Genomic DNA, 15,260 nt, shown 5'->3' on the forward strand with positions numbered 1-15,260 from the left:
TTCACGGGTGCCGTTGTCGACGCTTTAGGCTAGAATGCACGGCCTCAAAGTACACCCCTTCCCAGAGGCTGTCCCCGATGTTGATCCTGCGCGGCGCTCCCGCCCTTTCTGCTTTCCGTCACGGCAAACTGCTTGCACAACTGACCAGCAAGGTTCCTGCGGTCACCGGCCTGTATGCCGAATTCGCGCATTTCGCCGAAGTGACCGGCGCTTTAAGTGCTGACGAAGAGCAGGTGTTGGCTCGTTTGCTGAAGTATGGCCCGAGCGTGCCGGTTCAGGAGCCAAGCGGCCGCCTGTTCCTGAGCATTCCGCGCTTTGGCACCATCTCGCCTTGGTCGAGTAAGGCCAGTGATATCGCCCGCAACTGCGGCCTGGCAAAGATCCAGCGTATCGAGCGCGGTCTGGCCTACTACGTTAGCGGCGAGCTGAATGCTGCCGAGGCGCAGCAGGTGGCTGATCTGCTGCATGACCGCATGACCCAGTTGGTGCTGGATAACCTGGAAGGCGCTGCGGCGCTGTTCAGCCATGCTCAGCCTAAGCCGCTGACGGCGGTGGATATTCTGGGTGGCGGCCGCGCCGCGCTGGAGCAGGCTAACGTCGACTTGGGCCTGGCCCTGGCTGAGGACGAAATCGACTACCTGGTCAATGCTTTTGTCGGGCTGGGGCGCAACCCCCACGACATCGAACTGATGATGTTCGCCCAGGCCAACTCTGAGCATTGCCGCCACAAGATTTTTAACGCCAGTTGGGATATTGATGGCCAGAGCCAGGAGAAATCCTTGTTCGGCATGATCAAAAACACCTATCAAATGCACAGCGAAGGGGTCTTGTCTGCTTATAAGGACAACGCCTCGGTGATCGTCGGCAACGTTGCCGGGCGTTTCTTCCCGGACCCTGAAACCCGTCAGTACGGCGCGGTGCAGGAGCCGGTGCATATTCTGATGAAGGTGGAAACCCACAACCACCCGACCGCGATTGCGCCGTTCCCTGGGGCGGCGACCGGCTCTGGTGGTGAGATTCGTGACGAGGGCGCGACCGGTCGTGGCGCCAAGCCGAAAGCCGGCCTCACCGGCTTCACCGTGTCCAACCTGCAAATTCCGGGTTTCGAGCAGCCATGGGAAGTGCCGTACGGCAAACCCGAGCGCATCGTTACTGCACTGGACATCATGATCGAAGGCCCGCTGGGCGGCGCGGCATTCAACAACGAATTCGGACGTCCGGCGCTGACCGGTTACTTCCGCACCTTCGAGCAGGCGATTCAGACCCCGCGCGGTGAAGAAGTGCGCGGCTACCACAAGCCGATCATGCTGGCGGGCGGTATGGGTAACATTCGCGCCGAGCACGTGCAGAAAGGCGAAATTACCGTAGGCGCCAAGCTGATCGTGCTCGGCGGCCCAGCCATGCTCATCGGTCTGGGTGGCGGTGCGGCCTCGTCTATGGCCACCGGCACCAGCTCGGCTGACTTGGATTTTGCCTCGGTGCAGCGCGAAAACCCGGAAATGGAGCGCCGCTGTCAGGAAGTGATCGACCGCTGCTGGCAGCTGGGTGAGCACAACCCGATTGCCTTTATTCATGACGTTGGCGCGGGTGGCTTGTCCAACGCCTTCCCGGAACTGGTCAACGATGGCGGGCGTGGCGGGCGTTTTGAGCTGCGCAACGTACCCAATGATGAGCCGGGCATGGCCCCGCATGAAATCTGGAGCAACGAGTCCCAGGAACGCTACGTGATGGCGGTGGATGCGGCCAACTTCGAGCGCTTCAAGGCGATTTGCGAGCGTGAGCGTTGCCCGTTTGCGGTAGTCGGTGAGGCCACTGAAGAGGCTCACCTGACCGTGACCGACAGCCATTTCGGCAACAATGCCGTGGACATGCCGCTCAACGTGCTGCTGGGCAAGGCCCCGCGCATGCACCGTTCGGCCACGCGTGAAAGCGAGCTGGGTGACGACTTCGATGCCAGCAAGCTGGCTATCGATGAAGCAGTTACCCGTGTCCTGCACCACCCAGCGGTGGCCAGCAAGAGCTTCCTGATCACCATTGGCGACCGCAGCATTACTGGCCTGGTGGCCCGCGACCAGATGGTCGGGCCGTGGCAGGTGCCAGTGGCCGATTGCGCCGTGACCGCCACCAGTTTTGATGTTTACACCGGTGAAGCCATGGCCATGGGCGAGCGTACTCCGCTGGCGCTGCTCGATGCGGCGGCGTCCGGGCGTATGGCGATTGGTGAAACCCTGACCAACCTGGCGGCTTCGCGGATTAATGCCATCAGTGACATCAAACTATCCGCCAACTGGATGTCCGCAGCCGGCCATCCGGGCGAAGATGCGCGCTTGTACGACACGGTTAAAGCTGTAGGTATGGAGCTGTGCCCGGAGTTGGGCATCACCATCCCGGTGGGCAAGGACTCGATGTCGATGAAGACTCAGTGGCGCGATGAGGATGCTGACAAGAGCGTCACCTCGCCGCTGTCGCTGGTCGTTACCGGCTTTGCCCCGGTCAGTGATATTCGCAAGACGCTGACCCCGCAGCTGCGTATGGATAAGGGCGAAACAGACCTGATCCTGATCGACCTCGGTCGTGGGCAGAACCGCCTGGGTGCGTCGATTCTCACTCAGGTCTACAGCAAGCTTGGCAGCCAGGCGCCGGATGTCGATGACGCCGAAGACCTGAAAGCCTTCTTCGCGGTGATCCAGGGGCTGAACGCCGACGGCCATATCCTGGCCTACCACGACCGCTCCGACGGTGGCCTGCTGGTCACTGTGCTGGAAATGGCCTTTGCCGGTCACTGCGGCCTCAATCTGTTCCTCGATGCTTTAGCCGATGGCAAGCCAGAGTTGGCCGCCGTACTGTTCAACGAAGAGCTGGGGGCGGTGATTCAGGTGCATCAGGACGCTACCCCGCAAGTGCTGGCGCAGTTCAGCGCGGCGGGTCTGGGTGACTGTGTGGCGGTGATCGGTCAGCCGGTCAACAGCGACGACGTGGCCATCAGCTTTAACGGTCAGCCGGTCTTCACAGGCCAGCGCCGTCTGCTGCAGCGCCAGTGGGCGCAGACCAGCTATCAGATCCAGCGCTTGCGCGATAACGTTGAGTGCGCTGAGCAAGAGTTCGAAGGCTTGCTGGAAGAAGACAACCCCGGCCTGACGGTCAAGCTTGGCTTCGACGTCAATCAGGACATCAGTGCGCCGTATATCCGCAAGGGCGTACGCCCGCAGATCGCCGTGCTGCGTGAGCAGGGCGTCAATGGTCAGGTGGAAATGGCGGCGGCTTTCGACCGCGCCGGCTTCAATGCCGTCGATGTGCACATGAGCGACATCCTTAACGGAAGCGTCAGCCTGGAGGCGTTCAAGGGTCTGGTCGCCTGCGGCGGCTTCTCCTACGGTGACGTGCTCGGTGCCGGCGAAGGCTGGGCCAAATCGATCCTGTTTAACAGCCGTGCGCGTGATGGCTTCCAGGCCTTCTTCGAGCGTAAGGACAGCTTCAGCCTGGGCGTGTGCAACGGCTGCCAGATGATGAGCAACCTGCATGAACTGATCCCCGGCACCGAGTTCTGGCCGCACTTTGTGCGCAACCGCTCGGAGCAGTTCGAGGCGCGCGTGGCCATGGTGCAGGTGCAGGAGTCGGCCTCGATCTTCCTGCAAGGTATGGCCGGTTCGCGCATGCCGATCGCCATCGCCCACGGTGAAGGTCATGCCGAGTTCGAGAACGAAGAAGCCCTGCTCGAAGCCGACTTGTCCGGTTGCGTGGCCATGCGCTTTATCGACAACCACGGCAAGGTCACCGAAACCTACCCGGCCAACCCCAACGGTTCGCCGCGCGGGATTACCGGCCTGACCAGTCGCGATGGCCGCGTGACCATCATGATGCCGCACCCGGAGCGGGTGTTCCGCGCCGTGCAGAACTCCTGGAAGCCGGATGACTGGCAGGAAGATGCCGGCTGGCTGCGCATGTTCCGCAACGCCCGCGTGTGGGTGGATTGATCAAGGCGGCGCGGGCTGATGGATAAGCCCGCGCCGATCTTGCCTGAGGTGCGCCAGGTCAAGCCTGGCGATACCTTGCTGCTGTGCCGCTGCGGGCGTTCGTCCCAGCTTCCCGATTGTGTTTCTGCCTGTGCTGATGTGCTTGAGCTACTGCCTGAGCGCGAGCAATTTCTATTGCTTTGCCGTTGCGGTTTGTCGCAGCGTCTACCTTACTGTGATGGTCGCCATAATTTGCCGGTCAGTGGGCCAACGGCTCGTTGGCGGCGATTTTGGTGAGGTTTATGACCTGCGCCGGGTTGTGTGAGTTGGCCTAATGCGTTGAACACCCAGCAAATGCCTGGGGCATGCGGTGGGTCATGACCTGTGCCCGTGCCCTGTGAGGCAAAGTGCCAGTATCCTGTGGCATGATTGCGGCGTGTTTTTATCAGTCTTGCCGGCGGAGACTTCGATGTACAAGCTGTGTTTTTATGTACCTGAAACTCATCTGGATAGCGTCAAGAACGCGGTGTTCAGCGCTGGCGGCGGACGTATTGGTCGCTATGATCAGTGCTGCTGGCAGGTGCTGGGGCAGGGCCAGTTCCGCGCTCTGGAGGGCAGCCAGCCGTTTCTTGGCCAGCGTGGAGGGGTCGAGCAGGTGGCGGAGTGGAAGGTCGAGATGGTGGTGGCCGACGAACTGATCCATGACGCGGTCAAGGCCATGAAGCAGCAACATCCCTATGAGACGCCAGCCTTTGAGGTGTGGCGGCTGTCGGATATCCAGTTTTAAACGTCAGCGACAAAAAAGGCACCGCTAAGGTGCCTTTTTTATGTGTGCGGTTTATCGCTGTGGCGGGTTTACGGTCTGATTTCGATCAACGTGCCGTCCTTGACCAGGCTCCAGATCTCGCGCATATCGGCGTTCTTCATGGCAATACAGCCTTCGGTCCAGTCCAGGGTGTGGAAGAACCATTCGGGGTATTCCTCATCCAGTGGCGTGCCGTGGATCATGATCATGCCGCCTGGCGATACGCCCTGGGCTCGCGCCTGCGCTTGGTCGCGGGCGTTGGGGTAGGAGATGTGCATGGACAGGTTGTATTTGTCGCTGGTCTTGCGCCAGTCGATCCAATAAAACCCTTCAGGGGTGCGCAGGTCGCCTTCGCGTTGTTTGGCGCCGTCAGGTTTTTTACCCAGTGACATGCGATAGGACTTGAGGGTATCGCCACGGCTGATCAGGTGCAGAGTGCGTTCAGACTTAACCACCAGCACCTTGTCGACGGTCTTGCCGTCAGGCATTGGGGCAGTGCTGGCGTGGCCGGTTAGGGCGACGCTCAGGCAGAGTAGGGCGAACAACCAGCGCATGGTAATTTCCATCGATCAAAGGGCTTTTTTGTAATGCGCGCGCAAGGCTTCGAGCGGCTCGTTGCGGACCGGGTAGTGCTGCTCGCGGCGGTCGGCGAAGTAGCATTCTAAGGTACGTCCGATGGTCGGGAAAGCCAGCTCTGACCAGGGGATGTCGTGTTCGTGAAAAAGCGCAACCTCGAGGCTTTCCTCGCCGGGGGCAAAGTCCAGGTCGACCAGCTCGGCGCGAAACAGCATATACACCTGATTGATGTGTGGCAGGTCAAACAGGGTATAGAGATTGAGGCTGCGCACGCGGGCACAGGCTTCCTCATGGGTTTCTCGGGCGGCGGCCTGTTCGAGGGTTTCGCCATTCTCCATAAAGCCGGCCGGCAGGGTCCAGTAGCTGCGCCGTGGCTCGATGGCGCGGCGGCACAGCAACACTTGCTCGCCCCATATCGGCAGGCAGCCGGCGATGATGCGCGGGTTCTGGTAATGCACGGTCTGGCATTGCGCGCAGACGTGGCGCAAGCGGTTGTCACCCGACGGGATGATGTGACTGGTCGGCCCGCCACAGTTGCTACAGAACTTCATGCCAGATCCTCGTTGCCTATGGTCTATATTGGCGTGCGTGATGGGTACTCGGCAAGCGGCGAGAGCAGCCTTATCGAGCGCCTGAATGATGCCGGTCGGTGGCGCGGGGCTTGGGCCGTGCGCCGCTTTCGTGCCATCATCGAAGGCAGAATAAAACACCGAGAATCCCCATGCTGGACGAGTTGCTCCTTCGCGTGCGTGGCTATAGCCCGCAGAGCATGCAGATCGACACACACTATCCTGAGGCCGCCGTACTGGTGCCGATCACTCGCAGTGACGAGCCGGAAGTGGTGCTGACCTTACGCGCCAGTGGCCTCTCCACTCACAGTGGCGAAGTGGCGTTTCCCGGTGGGCGGCGTGACCCGGAAGATGCCGATCTGATTCAAACCGCCTTGCGCGAAGCGGAGGAGGAGATCGGCTTGCCGCCTGGGTTGGTGGAGATTGTTGGGCCGCTCAGCGCCTTGGTCTCGCGCCACGGCATCCAGGTCACGCCCTATGTCGGGCTGGTGCCGGACTTTGTCGAGTATCAGCCGAATGACGCCGAGATCGCCGCCGTGTTTGCCGTGCCGCTGGCATTTTTTCGCGATGATCCACGGGAAACCACCCACCGTATCGATTACCTCGGGCGCAGCTGGTACGTGCCGAGTTACCGCTATGGCGAATATAAAATATGGGGGCTGACGGCGATCATGCTGATCGAGTTGGTCAACCTGGTGTTCGACGATGTGCATATCGATATGCGCCAGCCGCCCGAGCACTTCATCAAGCTCACATGACTGTGGGATGAGGAATAACGCATGAAATACCGTCTGGGCCAGTCCCACGTAGAAACCCATAGCGAAAGCTGGGTTGCGCCCAATGCCACCCTGGTCGGCAAAGTCAAGTTGGACGCGGGGGCGAGCGTCTGGTTTAACGCCGTGTTGCGCGGTGACAACGAGTTGATTCATATCGGCGAGAACAGCAACGTCCAAGACGGCACGGTGATGCATACCGATATGGGCTTCCCGCTGAGTATCGGCAAGGGCGTGACCATTGGTCACAATGCCATGCTGCACGGTTGCAGCGTGGGTGATTACAGCCTGATAGGCATCAATGCCGTGGTGCTCAACGGCGCTAAAATCGGCAAGCACTGCATCATCGGCGCCAATAGCCTAATTGGTGAAGGCAAGGAGATTCCGGATGGCTCACTGGTCATGGGTTCGCCGGGAAAGGTGGTGCGTGAGCTGACCGAAGCGCAAAAGAAAATGCTTGAAGCCAGCGCGGCGCACTATGTGCACAATGCCCAGCGCTATGCGCGCGAGCTGTCAGTGCAGGACGATTGATGCAACAGGAGCGCCCGGTTGCGTCACCTTGCGTGCATGTCTGTGCGCTGGATGATCAGGATATCTGTATCGGCTGCCAGCGCTCGGTAGGCGAAATCACCCGCTGGGGCCTAATGGACAATGCTGAGCGCCGCCAGGTGCTGCAGTTTTGTCATGCGCGCGCTAAAGCCCAAGGCATCTTGTTATAACCGCGCGTTAAATCTATTCGTTTGAGGAACCCGCATGCCCCGTATCGGAACCCCTTTGTCGCCGAGCGCGACCCGTGTGCTGTTGTGCGGCTCTGGTGAGCTGGGTAAGGAAATGGCGATTGAGTTGCAACGCCTGGGCGTTGAGGTGATTGCCGTAGATCGTTACGCCAATGCGCCGGCCATGCAGGTGGCGCACCGCAGTCATGTGATCGACATGCTTGACGGTGGCGCGTTGCGAGCCGTGATCGAATTGGAACAGCCGCATTACATCGTCCCGGAAATTGAAGCCATCGCCACCGCGACCCTGGTTGAGCTGGAGAATGAAGGCTTTACCGTGATCCCCAGTGCCCGCGCCGCGCAGCTGACCATGAACCGTGAAGGCATTCGCCGGCTGGCCGCCGAAGAGCTGGGGCTGCCGACCTCGCCTTATCAATTCGCCGACTCATTCGAGCAGTGTCAGGCCGCGGTCGAGGCTATCGGCTTCCCTTGTCTGATCAAGCCGATCATGAGCTCGTCCGGCAAGGGGCAGTCCGTGCTGAAGGGTATCGATGACCTGCAAAGCGCTTGGGATTACGCCCAGGCCGGTGGCCGGGCCGGCAAGGGGCGCGTGATCGTTGAAGGCTTTATCGACTTCGATTACGAGATCGCTTTGCTCACCGTGCGCCATGCCGGTGGCACCACCTTCTGTGCGCCGGTCGGCCATCGTCAGGTCAAGGGTGACTACCAGGAGTCCTGGCAGCCACAGCCGATGAGCCCAAAGGCCCAGGCAGAAGCTGAGCGTATTGCGTTAGCTGTCACCGGGTCGTTGGGTGGGCGTGGCTTGTTTGGCGTCGAACTGTTCGTCAAAGGCGATCAGGTGTGGTTCTGCGAGATTTCGCCGCGCCCGCACGACACTGGTCTGGTCACCCTGATTTCCCAAGATCTATCTGAGTTTGCCCTGCATGCGCGGGCTATTCTCGGTTTGCCGGTTCCGGCAATTCGCCAGCTCGGTGCGTCGGCGTCTGCGGTGATATTGGTCGAGGGTGAGTCGCAACAGGTCAGTTTCGGCAATTTGGCGGCCGCTCTGGTCGAGCCGGATACCGCTCTGCGCCTATTCGGCAAGCCGCAAGTCAGTGGTCAGCGGCGTATGGGGGTGGCGTTGGCGCGTGATGAGTCATTGCAGGCGGCGCGAGCCAAGGCCACGCGTGCGGCGCAGGCGGTCAAGGTCGAGTTGTGAGTGCCTGGCGCGCCAGTGCGTGGTGGCTAGGCTTTACGCTGCTGGTGCCGGTAGCGCTGCCGCTGGCTGTGTATACGCGGCGTAAAGCGCTGCGTTTGCCGCCGGCGGCCGGCTTGTTGTACGGGGTGGCCGGCGAGGATTTGCCAGGTGAGCCGTTGCGCCTGTTGGTACTGGGCGAGTCAACCGTGGTCGGCGTGGGTGTGGGGCAGTTGCACGCGGCGCTGGTCGGGCAACTGGCGGCAGCGTTGGCGGTGCGTTACGGCCGGCCGGTGGCCTGGCGTGCATGTGGCGAGAATGGGATTACCGCTGCGCAGGCGCGCGAACGGTTGTTGCCGCAGGTGCTTGAGCAGCCCTTTGATCTGGCGCTGCTGGTGTTTGGCGTTAACGACACCACGCGCTTGACCTCGCTGTCGCGCTGGGAGGCTGCGCTCGGCGGCATGGCCGAAGCGTTGGCGGCGCGTGGTGCTCGGGTGGCCTTTAGCAGTGTGCCGCCGCTGCAGCATTTTACCGCGCTGCCCTGGTTATTGCGGCGCTTGCTCGGCCTGCGCGCGGGCTTGTTGGATGTGCGCTTGGGTGAGTTGGCGGCGTGCCTGGGTGTGGGGTATCACGCGGTTGAGCTGGAGTTTTCCCCAGAGTACCTGGCGCGTGATGGTTATCACCCGTCAGGCCTGGGGTATCGCGTATGGGCGCAGGGGCTGGCCGTCAGCCTTGCGCCGGCGGCTCAGTGTGCGTCTTAGGCTTGGCTTGCCAGGCGCGTACGCTTTTTACCCGGTTCTCCGACGATTGCAAAATTTCCAGGCGATAAGGGCCAATCTTCAGGCAAACGGCGCTGTCTGGAATGCTTTCCAGCGCTTCGGTCACTAGGCCGTTGAGGGTTTTCGGGCCGTCGCAGGGTAGGTGCCAGTCCAGCGCCTTGTTGATTTCGCGGATATAGGCTGCGCCATCAATCACCTGAGTGCCGTCTTCTTGGGGGTGAATGTCCGGGCTGCGCAAGGTGTCCTGGTTGCTGAAGTCGCCAACGATTTCTTCGAGGAGGTCTTCCAGGGTCACGATGCCGATCACATCACCGTACTCATCGACGACGATGCCAATCCGGCGTTTCTGCTTTTGGAAGTTGATCAGCTGGGTCGACAGCGGCGTACCTTCCGGGACGAAGTACGGCTCATTACAGGCGGCCAGTAGCGCCTCTTTGCTCAGCTCGTTATGCGTCAGCAAGCGGGCAATCTGGCGCATATGCACGATGCCTTCGATCTGGTTGATGTCGGTGCGGAAGACCGGCAGGCGCGTGTGAGTGGTGTTGGTCAGCAGGCTGATGATGCTTTCGAGGTCGTCATCAAGGTTGATGCCGGTGACTTCGTTGCGCGGGATCATGATGTCATCCACCGTCACGCGCTCAAGATCTAGAATGCCGAGCAGCATGTTTTGCCGGTTTTTTGGCATGCCGCTCGCGGACTCGCGCACCACGCTGCGCAGCTCTTCGGTGGAGAGGCTGTCGCTGGCGCGTTGCGAGGGGTCGATGCCAAACAAACGCAGCAGTCCGTTGCTGATCGTGCTGGTCGTCCAGACGACCGGGTAGAGCAGGCGCTGCAGCATCGCCAGTACGCGGCTGGCGGGGAAGGCCACCAGTTCCGGGCGCAGGGCGGCCAGGGTTTTCGGGGTGATTTCCCCAAAAATCAGCACCACAATGGTCAGGCCAGCAGTGGCAATGGCAATCCCGGCTTCGCCCCACATGTCCACGGCCAGTACGGTGGCGATGGAGGCGGCGAGAATGTTGACCACATTATTGCCAACCAAGATGGTGCCGAGCAGGCGATCAGGGCGACTGAGCAGGGCGGTCACGCGCCGAGCACCCTTGTGTCCTTCCTTGGCCATGTGCTTGAGGCGATAGCGGTTGAGGCTGAGCATGCCGGTCTCCGAACTGGAGAAGAAGGCCGAGCACAGAATCAGAAAAATCAGCAGCCCAAGCAGGTAGCTGGAGTGAAGGTCGTCCACGGAAGGGGTCTCAGATATGCAGGATGAATTCGCGAACCAGCTTGCTGCCAAAATAGGCCAGCATCAGCAGGCAAAAGCCCGTCAAGGTCCAGCGAATGGCTTTGTGGCCACGCCAGCCGAGTTGGTGGCGGCCCCACAGGAGTACGGCAAACACCACCCAGGCAAAGCACGAGAGGATGGTTTTGTGTACCAGATGCTGGGCAAATAGGTCACTGATAAACAGTGCGCCAGACAGCAGAGACAGTGACAGCAACGCCCAGCCAGTCCAGAGGAAGCTGAACAGCAGGCTTTCCATGGTTTGCAGGGGGGGGAAGTTCTTGATTAGCCCCGAAGGGTGTTTGTTCTTGAGCTGGTGATTCTGCAAGAGCAGTAGCAGTGACTGAAATACGGCAATGGTGAGCATGCCGTAAGCGGTTATCGACAATAGAATGTGGGCGATTATGCCCGGTGCTTCGTCGATGACCTGGGTAGTGCCGCTGGGCATGAACTGGGCGAGCAGGACGGTGATCATCCCCAGCGGAAATAGCAGCAGCAGCAGGTTTTCCACCGGGATCCGTGCGCAGGCCAGCAGTGTCAGCAGAATAACCGCGGCGGCAATCAGGCTGGCAGCTTTAAAGAAGTCCAGCGACAAGCCGTTGGCATCGAACATCTGCAGAAACAGGCTGCTGCTGTGCAGAAGCAACGCCAGTGCGCCGAGCGCAATCAGCAGGCGCTTGTCAGATGTGCCGCGCTGTTGCAGGCGCAGGCCTTGATAGAGTGCGGCTCCCGCATAGAGGCAGGCAGCGGCGAGACTGGGTAGCAGAGGGTGCATAAATCCTTGTTAGGCAAACCCGAAAGGCGGCCAGTGTGGCATATAACCCATGTGCCACGAAAGCGTCTGGCGGTGTCGGTGCCTGGCAGTCTTCGCTATAATCTGCGACCTGTTGCAAGCCCACCCTCGGCTCAGTTGAGCCTGAAAGGAACGCGCATGTTCGAAAATCTGACTGACCGCCTCTCGCAGACCCTGCGAAATGTCACTGGCAAAGCCAAGCTGAGTGAAGACAACATCAAGGACACCCTGCGTGAAGTGCGCATGGCCTTGCTTGAGGCCGACGTTGCCTTGCCGGTGGTTAAGGACTTCGTCAACAAGGTCAAGGATCGTGCGGTTGGCACCGAAGTCTCGAAAAGCCTGACGCCGGGCCAGGCCTTTGTGAAAATCGTCCGTGCAGAACTCGAAGAGTTAATGGGTGCGGCCAATGAAGACTTGGCCCTGAACGCTGTTCCGCCAGCCGTGGTGCTGATGGCCGGTCTGCAGGGTGCCGGTAAAACCACCACGGTGGGCAAGCTGGCGCGCTTCCTTAAAGAGCGCAAGAAGAAGACCGTAATGGTGGTCTCGGCCGACGTTTATCGCCCGGCGGCGATCAAGCAGTTGGAAACCCTGGCCCATGATATCGGCGTAACCTTCTTCCCCTCCGATCTCAGCCAGAAGCCGGTTGATATTGCCGAGGCAGCGATCAAGGAAGCCAAGCTCAAGTTTATTGATGTGGTGATCGTCGATACCGCCGGTCGCTTGGCTATCGATGCTGAGATGATGGCGGAGATCCAGGCCCTGCACGCCGCGATCAAACCGGTGGAAACCCTGTTTGTGGTCGATGCGATGACCGGTCAGGACGCCGCCAACACCGCCAAAGCCTTTAATGATGCGCTGCCGCTGACCGGTGTCGTGCTGACCAAGGTCGACGGTGATGCCCGTGGTGGTGCTGCGTTGTCTGTTCGGCATATCACCGGTAAGCCGATCAAATTTATCGGCATGGGTGAAAAAACCGAGGCGCTGGAGCCCTTCCATCCGGACCGGATCGCCTCGCGCATCTTGGGTATGGGTGACGTGCTCAGTCTGATCGAGCAGGCCGAGCAGACCCTGGATCGCGAAAAAGCCGACAAGCTCACCAAGAAACTGAAGAAGGGTAAGGGTTTCGACCTCGAAGACTTCCGTGATCAGCTGCAACAAATGAAGAATATGGGCGGACTGGGTGGCTTGATGGACAAGCTGCCACAGATGGGCGGCGTCAATCTGGCGCAGATGGGCAATGCCCAGGGTGCGGCCGAGAAACAGTTCAAGCAGATGGAGGCGATCATCAACTCGATGACGCCCCAGGAGCGGCGTGATCCTGATGTGATCAGTGGTTCGCGCAAGCGCCGTATCGCCATGGGTTCCGGCACTCAGGTGCAGGACATCGGGCGCTTGATCAAGCAGCACAAGCAGATGCAGAAGATGATGAAGAAATTCACGGCCAAAGGCGGCATGGCCAAGATGATGCGTGGCATGGGCGGGATGATGCCAGGCGGTATGCCGAAGATGTAAGGAATCCGCGTCGGCAGCGATGTCGGCGCAGCCCCCGCTGAGTGAGGGGGGTACAGTAAGCCCGCATTTTGCGGGAGCTGACGGGCCGGTTTGGATTGCGGCCTCTGGCAATTCTTGATTGCACAGTCCTATGCGCCTGAAAAAGCCATTTGCAAAAGTCCGGATATTCCTTAGAATATGCGGCCTTTCGGGCACCTATGCCCGCTGTGCATTTAGATTTGCAGCACCGACTACAGGAACTATGTTCACATGCTAACGATTCGTCTTGCCCTTGGCGGCTCCAAAAAGCGCCCGTTCTACAAAATCAACGTGACCGACAGCCGCAACCCACGCGACGGTTCGCACAAAGAAGAGATCGGTTTCTTCAACCCGATCGCTCGTGGTCAGGAAGTTCGCCTGTCCGTGAAGCAAGATCGCCTGGCCCATTGGCTGAGCGTTGGCGCACAGCCTTCTGATCGTGTTGCTCAGTTGTTGAAGGACGCTGCTAAGGCTGCGGCCTGAGTAATATGAGCGCGACGCCTGCTTCTACCGATGATTTGATTGTTATCGGCAAGATTTACTCTGTACATGGCGTTCGCGGTGAAGTGAAGGTGTATTCCTTTACTGATCCTGTTGCAAACCTGTTGCAGTACAAGTCCTGGACGCTCAAGCGCGAAGGCAGTGTGAAACAGGTAGAGCTGGTCAGCGGACGCGGGAATGATAAGTTCCTGGTCGCAAAGCTTAAGGGTCTTGATGACCGTGAAGAGGCGCGTCTTCTTGCCGGTTATGAGATCTGTGTGCCGCGCAACCTGTTCCCTGAATTAACCGACGGCGACTACTACTGGTACCAGTTGGAAGGTCTCAAGGTTATCGATCAGGCAGGGCAATTGCTCGGCAAGATTGATCACTTGTTAGAAACCGGTGCCAACGATGTAATGGTGGTTAAACCCTGCACCGACAGCCTGGATGGTCGTGAGCGCTTGTTGCCCTATACCGAGCAATGCGTGTTGTCGATTGATCTGAGTGCTGGCGAAATGCGGGTCGACTGGGATGCGGACTTCTAAGCCTGATGCCTAATCTGCGCGTTGAAGTCATTACGCTGTTCCCGGAAATGTTTACCGCTATCAGCGATTACGGCATTACCAGCCGCGCGGTGAAACAGGGGTTGTTACAACTGACCTGTTGGAACCCGCGAAGCTATACCACTGACCGTCACCACACTGTGGATGATCGGCCTTTTGGTGGTGGCCCTGGCATGGTGATGAAGATCAAGCCGCTTGAGGATGCTTTGCTCGATGCCAGGCACGCCGCAGGTGAAAAAGCGAAAGTGATTTATCTTTCGCCGCAAGGTCGCCAGCTGACGCAGTCAGCAGTACGCGAACTGGCAAACGTTGAGGGGTTAATCCTCATCGCAGGTCGCTACGAAGGCATTGATGAACGCTTTATTGAAGCGCATGTTGATGAAGAATGGTCGATTGGGGACTACGTCCTGTCCGGCGGTGAGCTGCCGGCCATGGTGCTAATCGATGCGGTAACGCGCCTTTTGCCTGGTGCATTGGGTCATGCAAGTTCGGCCGAGGAGGACTCCTTTACGGATGGTCTGCTCGACTGCCCGCACTACACTCGCCCGGAGGTGTATGCGGATAAACGTGTTCCTGATGTATTGCTGAGTGGCAATCATGAGCACATCCGGCGCTGGCGTTTGCAGCAGTCCCTTGGTCGGACGCACGAACGCCGCGCTGATCTTCTGGAAAGCCGCTCGCTTTCTGGAGAAGAGAAGAAGCTGCTGGAGGAATACGTCCGCCAGCGGGACGATAGTTAATGTATCGATGACCGGCCAAGGCCTGTCTTAGGAGCGCAGCATGACCAACAAGATTATTCAGCAGATCGAAGCTGAGCAGATGGGTAAAGTGATTCCGCCGTTTGCACCGGGCGACACCATCGTAGTTCAGGTAAAAGTAAAGGAAGGCGACCGTCAGCGTCTGCAGGCGTTTGAAGGCGTTGTTATCGCCAAGCGTAACCGTGGTCTGAACAGTGCCTTCACTGTTCGTAAGATCTCCAACGGTGTTGGTGTTGAGCGTACTTTCCAGACCTACAGCCCGCTGGTTGAGAGCCTGGCCGTTAAGCGTCGCGGTGACGTGCGTAAAGCCAAGCTTTACTACCTGCGTGACCTGTCCGGTAAAGCAGCACGCATCAAGGAAAAACTGGGCTAAGCCTCAGCTTCCTTGTAAAAAAAAGCAGCCTTCGGGCTGCTTTTTTCGTTTATGGGGCTGCTGCTCGGCGAGTGTTGCAGAGAGGCTATAGGCCAATAAGTTGGCGCGATGCTAGAGATGCCTC

At 59.4% G+C, this 15,260-nt stretch carries 17 protein-coding genes; 13 read left to right on the forward strand and 4 right to left on the reverse strand.

Annotated features, from left to right (window positions below):
* The first annotated feature begins 77 nt into the window (after positions 1 to 77).
* The 3 genes from purL (at position 78) to Q0V31_RS10600 (ending at position 4,740) form a co-directional block, all read left to right on the forward strand.
* On the forward strand, positions 78 to 3,974 hold the full coding sequence (purL, locus tag Q0V31_RS10590; protein WP_298187627.1) for a phosphoribosylformylglycinamidine synthase: 3,897 nt from the start codon (positions 78 to 80) through the stop codon (positions 3,972 to 3,974).
* Between the two features lie 18 nt (positions 3,975 to 3,992).
* The gene (locus Q0V31_RS10595; RefSeq protein WP_298187628.1) at positions 3,993 to 4,250 is read left to right on the forward strand and encodes a CDGSH iron-sulfur domain-containing protein; all 258 of its coding nucleotides are present in this window, start codon (positions 3,993 to 3,995) and stop codon (positions 4,248 to 4,250) included.
* Between the two features lie 172 nt (positions 4,251 to 4,422).
* Positions 4,423 to 4,740: a YqfO family protein gene (locus Q0V31_RS10600; RefSeq protein ID WP_298187629.1), complete on the forward strand. Its 318-nt coding sequence runs from the start codon at positions 4,423 to 4,425 to the stop codon at positions 4,738 to 4,740.
* 68 nt (positions 4,741 to 4,808) lie between these two features.
* On the opposite strand, the gene Q0V31_RS10605 is transcribed toward Q0V31_RS10600, so the two are convergent.
* The gene (locus tag Q0V31_RS10605; RefSeq protein WP_298187630.1) at positions 4,809 to 5,312 is read right to left on the reverse strand and encodes a L,D-transpeptidase family protein; all 504 of its coding nucleotides are present in this window, start codon (positions 5,310 to 5,312) and stop codon (positions 4,809 to 4,811) included.
* Positions 5,313 to 5,327: 15 nt separating this feature from the next.
* Entirely contained in the window at positions 5,328 to 5,885 is a 558-nt protein-coding gene (locus Q0V31_RS10610; RefSeq protein ID WP_298187631.1) for an NUDIX hydrolase, read from the reverse strand.
* A 170-nt stretch (positions 5,886 to 6,055) separates the two neighbouring features.
* Between Q0V31_RS10610 and Q0V31_RS10615 the strand changes: the two genes are divergently transcribed.
* The 5 genes from Q0V31_RS10615 to Q0V31_RS10635 are packed head-to-tail and all read left to right on the forward strand — an operon-like array spanning position 6,056 to position 9,348.
* Positions 6,056 to 6,661 carry a CoA pyrophosphatase gene (locus Q0V31_RS10615; RefSeq protein WP_298187632.1) on the forward strand — a complete coding sequence of 202 codons (606 nt, stop codon included), beginning with the start codon at positions 6,056 to 6,058 and terminating at the stop codon, positions 6,659 to 6,661.
* A gap of 21 nt (positions 6,662 to 6,682) precedes the next feature.
* Complete coding sequence (locus Q0V31_RS10620; RefSeq protein WP_298187633.1) at positions 6,683 to 7,207, forward strand: gamma carbonic anhydrase family protein; 525 nt, start codon at positions 6,683 to 6,685, stop codon at positions 7,205 to 7,207.
* The gene (locus Q0V31_RS10625) at positions 7,207 to 7,395 is read left to right on the forward strand and encodes a DUF1289 domain-containing protein (protein ID WP_298187634.1); all 189 of its coding nucleotides are present in this window, start codon (positions 7,207 to 7,209) and stop codon (positions 7,393 to 7,395) included. Before Q0V31_RS10620 ends, Q0V31_RS10625 begins: the two co-directional genes overlap by 1 nt.
* Positions 7,396 to 7,429: 34 nt before the next feature.
* Entirely contained in the window at positions 7,430 to 8,611 is a 1,182-nt protein-coding gene (gene purT, locus Q0V31_RS10630; RefSeq protein ID WP_298187635.1) for a formate-dependent phosphoribosylglycinamide formyltransferase, read from the forward strand.
* The gene (locus Q0V31_RS10635) at positions 8,608 to 9,348 is read left to right on the forward strand and encodes an SGNH/GDSL hydrolase family protein (RefSeq protein ID WP_298187636.1); all 741 of its coding nucleotides are present in this window, start codon (positions 8,608 to 8,610) and stop codon (positions 9,346 to 9,348) included. The genes purT and Q0V31_RS10635 overlap by 4 nt, the downstream gene beginning before the upstream one ends.
* Here Q0V31_RS10635 and Q0V31_RS10640 read toward each other — a convergent pair.
* Together Q0V31_RS10640 and ccsA are read right to left on the reverse strand one after the other, a co-directional pair.
* Positions 9,314 to 10,603 carry an HlyC/CorC family transporter gene (locus Q0V31_RS10640; protein ID WP_298187637.1) on the reverse strand — a complete coding sequence of 430 codons (1,290 nt, stop codon included), beginning with the start codon at positions 10,601 to 10,603 and terminating at the stop codon, positions 9,314 to 9,316. The genes Q0V31_RS10635 and Q0V31_RS10640 overlap by 35 nt on opposite strands.
* Before the next feature lie 10 nt (positions 10,604 to 10,613).
* Positions 10,614 to 11,414, reverse strand: coding sequence for a cytochrome c biogenesis protein CcsA (ccsA, locus tag Q0V31_RS10645; protein WP_298187638.1), 801 nt, complete (start codon positions 11,412 to 11,414; stop codon positions 10,614 to 10,616).
* Positions 11,415 to 11,570: 156 nt separating this feature from the next.
* Between ccsA and ffh the strand changes: the two genes are divergently transcribed.
* The 5 genes from ffh (at position 11,571) to rplS (ending at position 15,136) form a co-directional block, all read left to right on the forward strand.
* Positions 11,571 to 12,944 carry a signal recognition particle protein gene (gene ffh / locus Q0V31_RS10650; protein ID WP_298187639.1) on the forward strand — a complete coding sequence of 458 codons (1,374 nt, stop codon included), beginning with the start codon at positions 11,571 to 11,573 and terminating at the stop codon, positions 12,942 to 12,944.
* 249 nt (positions 12,945 to 13,193) lie between these two features.
* Positions 13,194 to 13,445, forward strand: a complete 252-nt coding sequence (rpsP, locus tag Q0V31_RS10655; protein ID WP_090239277.1) for a 30S ribosomal protein S16 — start codon at positions 13,194 to 13,196, stop codon at positions 13,443 to 13,445.
* Positions 13,446 to 13,450: 5 nt separating this feature from the next.
* The gene (rimM, locus tag Q0V31_RS10660; protein WP_298187640.1) at positions 13,451 to 13,987 is read left to right on the forward strand and encodes a ribosome maturation factor RimM; all 537 of its coding nucleotides are present in this window, start codon (positions 13,451 to 13,453) and stop codon (positions 13,985 to 13,987) included.
* Positions 13,988 to 13,992: 5 nt separating this feature from the next.
* Positions 13,993 to 14,745 (forward strand): tRNA (guanosine(37)-N1)-methyltransferase TrmD, encoded by a 753-nt coding sequence (gene trmD / locus Q0V31_RS10665; RefSeq protein ID WP_298187641.1) that lies wholly within the window; start codon positions 13,993 to 13,995, stop codon positions 14,743 to 14,745.
* 40 nt (positions 14,746 to 14,785) lie between these two features.
* Positions 14,786 to 15,136, forward strand: a complete 351-nt coding sequence (gene rplS, locus Q0V31_RS10670) for a 50S ribosomal protein L19 (RefSeq protein ID WP_090239267.1) — start codon at positions 14,786 to 14,788, stop codon at positions 15,134 to 15,136.
* The last annotated feature ends 124 nt before the right edge of the window (positions 15,137 to 15,260 follow it).

Origin of the sequence: uncultured Pseudomonas sp., from assembly GCF_943846705.1 — a bacterium.
Taxonomy (GTDB): Bacteria; Pseudomonadota; Gammaproteobacteria; order Pseudomonadales; family Pseudomonadaceae; genus Aquipseudomonas.

Bases quoted from the DNA above. Each gene is read 5' to 3' on its own strand.
- rpsP (WP_090239277.1), top strand. From the start codon at position 13,194: ATGCTAACGATTCGTCTTGCCCTTGGCGGCTCCAAAAAGCGCCCGTTC.
- Q0V31_RS10605 (WP_298187630.1), bottom strand. From the start codon at position 5,312: ATGCGCTGGTTGTTCGCCCTACTCTGCCTGAGCGTCGCCCTAACCGGC.
- purT (WP_298187635.1), top strand. From the start codon at position 7,430: ATGCCCCGTATCGGAACCCCTTTGTCGCCGAGCGCGACCCGTGTGCTG.
- ffh (WP_298187639.1), top strand. From the start codon at position 11,571: ATGTTCGAAAATCTGACTGACCGCCTCTCGCAGACCCTGCGAAATGTC.
- ccsA (WP_298187638.1), bottom strand. From the start codon at position 11,414: ATGCACCCTCTGCTACCCAGTCTCGCCGCTGCCTGCCTCTATGCGGGA.
- Q0V31_RS10610 (WP_298187631.1), bottom strand. From the start codon at position 5,885: ATGAAGTTCTGTAGCAACTGTGGCGGGCCGACCAGTCACATCATCCCG.
- Q0V31_RS10620 (WP_298187633.1), top strand. From the start codon at position 6,683: ATGAAATACCGTCTGGGCCAGTCCCACGTAGAAACCCATAGCGAAAGC.
- Q0V31_RS10600 (WP_298187629.1), top strand. From the start codon at position 4,423: ATGTACAAGCTGTGTTTTTATGTACCTGAAACTCATCTGGATAGCGTC.
- purL (WP_298187627.1), top strand. From the start codon at position 78: ATGTTGATCCTGCGCGGCGCTCCCGCCCTTTCTGCTTTCCGTCACGGC.
- rimM (WP_298187640.1), top strand. From the start codon at position 13,451: ATGAGCGCGACGCCTGCTTCTACCGATGATTTGATTGTTATCGGCAAG.
- Q0V31_RS10595 (WP_298187628.1), top strand. From the start codon at position 3,993: ATGGATAAGCCCGCGCCGATCTTGCCTGAGGTGCGCCAGGTCAAGCCT.
- trmD (WP_298187641.1), top strand. From the start codon at position 13,993: ATGCCTAATCTGCGCGTTGAAGTCATTACGCTGTTCCCGGAAATGTTT.
- Q0V31_RS10625 (WP_298187634.1), top strand. From the start codon at position 7,207: ATGCAACAGGAGCGCCCGGTTGCGTCACCTTGCGTGCATGTCTGTGCG.
- rplS (WP_090239267.1), top strand. From the start codon at position 14,786: ATGACCAACAAGATTATTCAGCAGATCGAAGCTGAGCAGATGGGTAAA.
- Q0V31_RS10615 (WP_298187632.1), top strand. From the start codon at position 6,056: ATGCTGGACGAGTTGCTCCTTCGCGTGCGTGGCTATAGCCCGCAGAGC.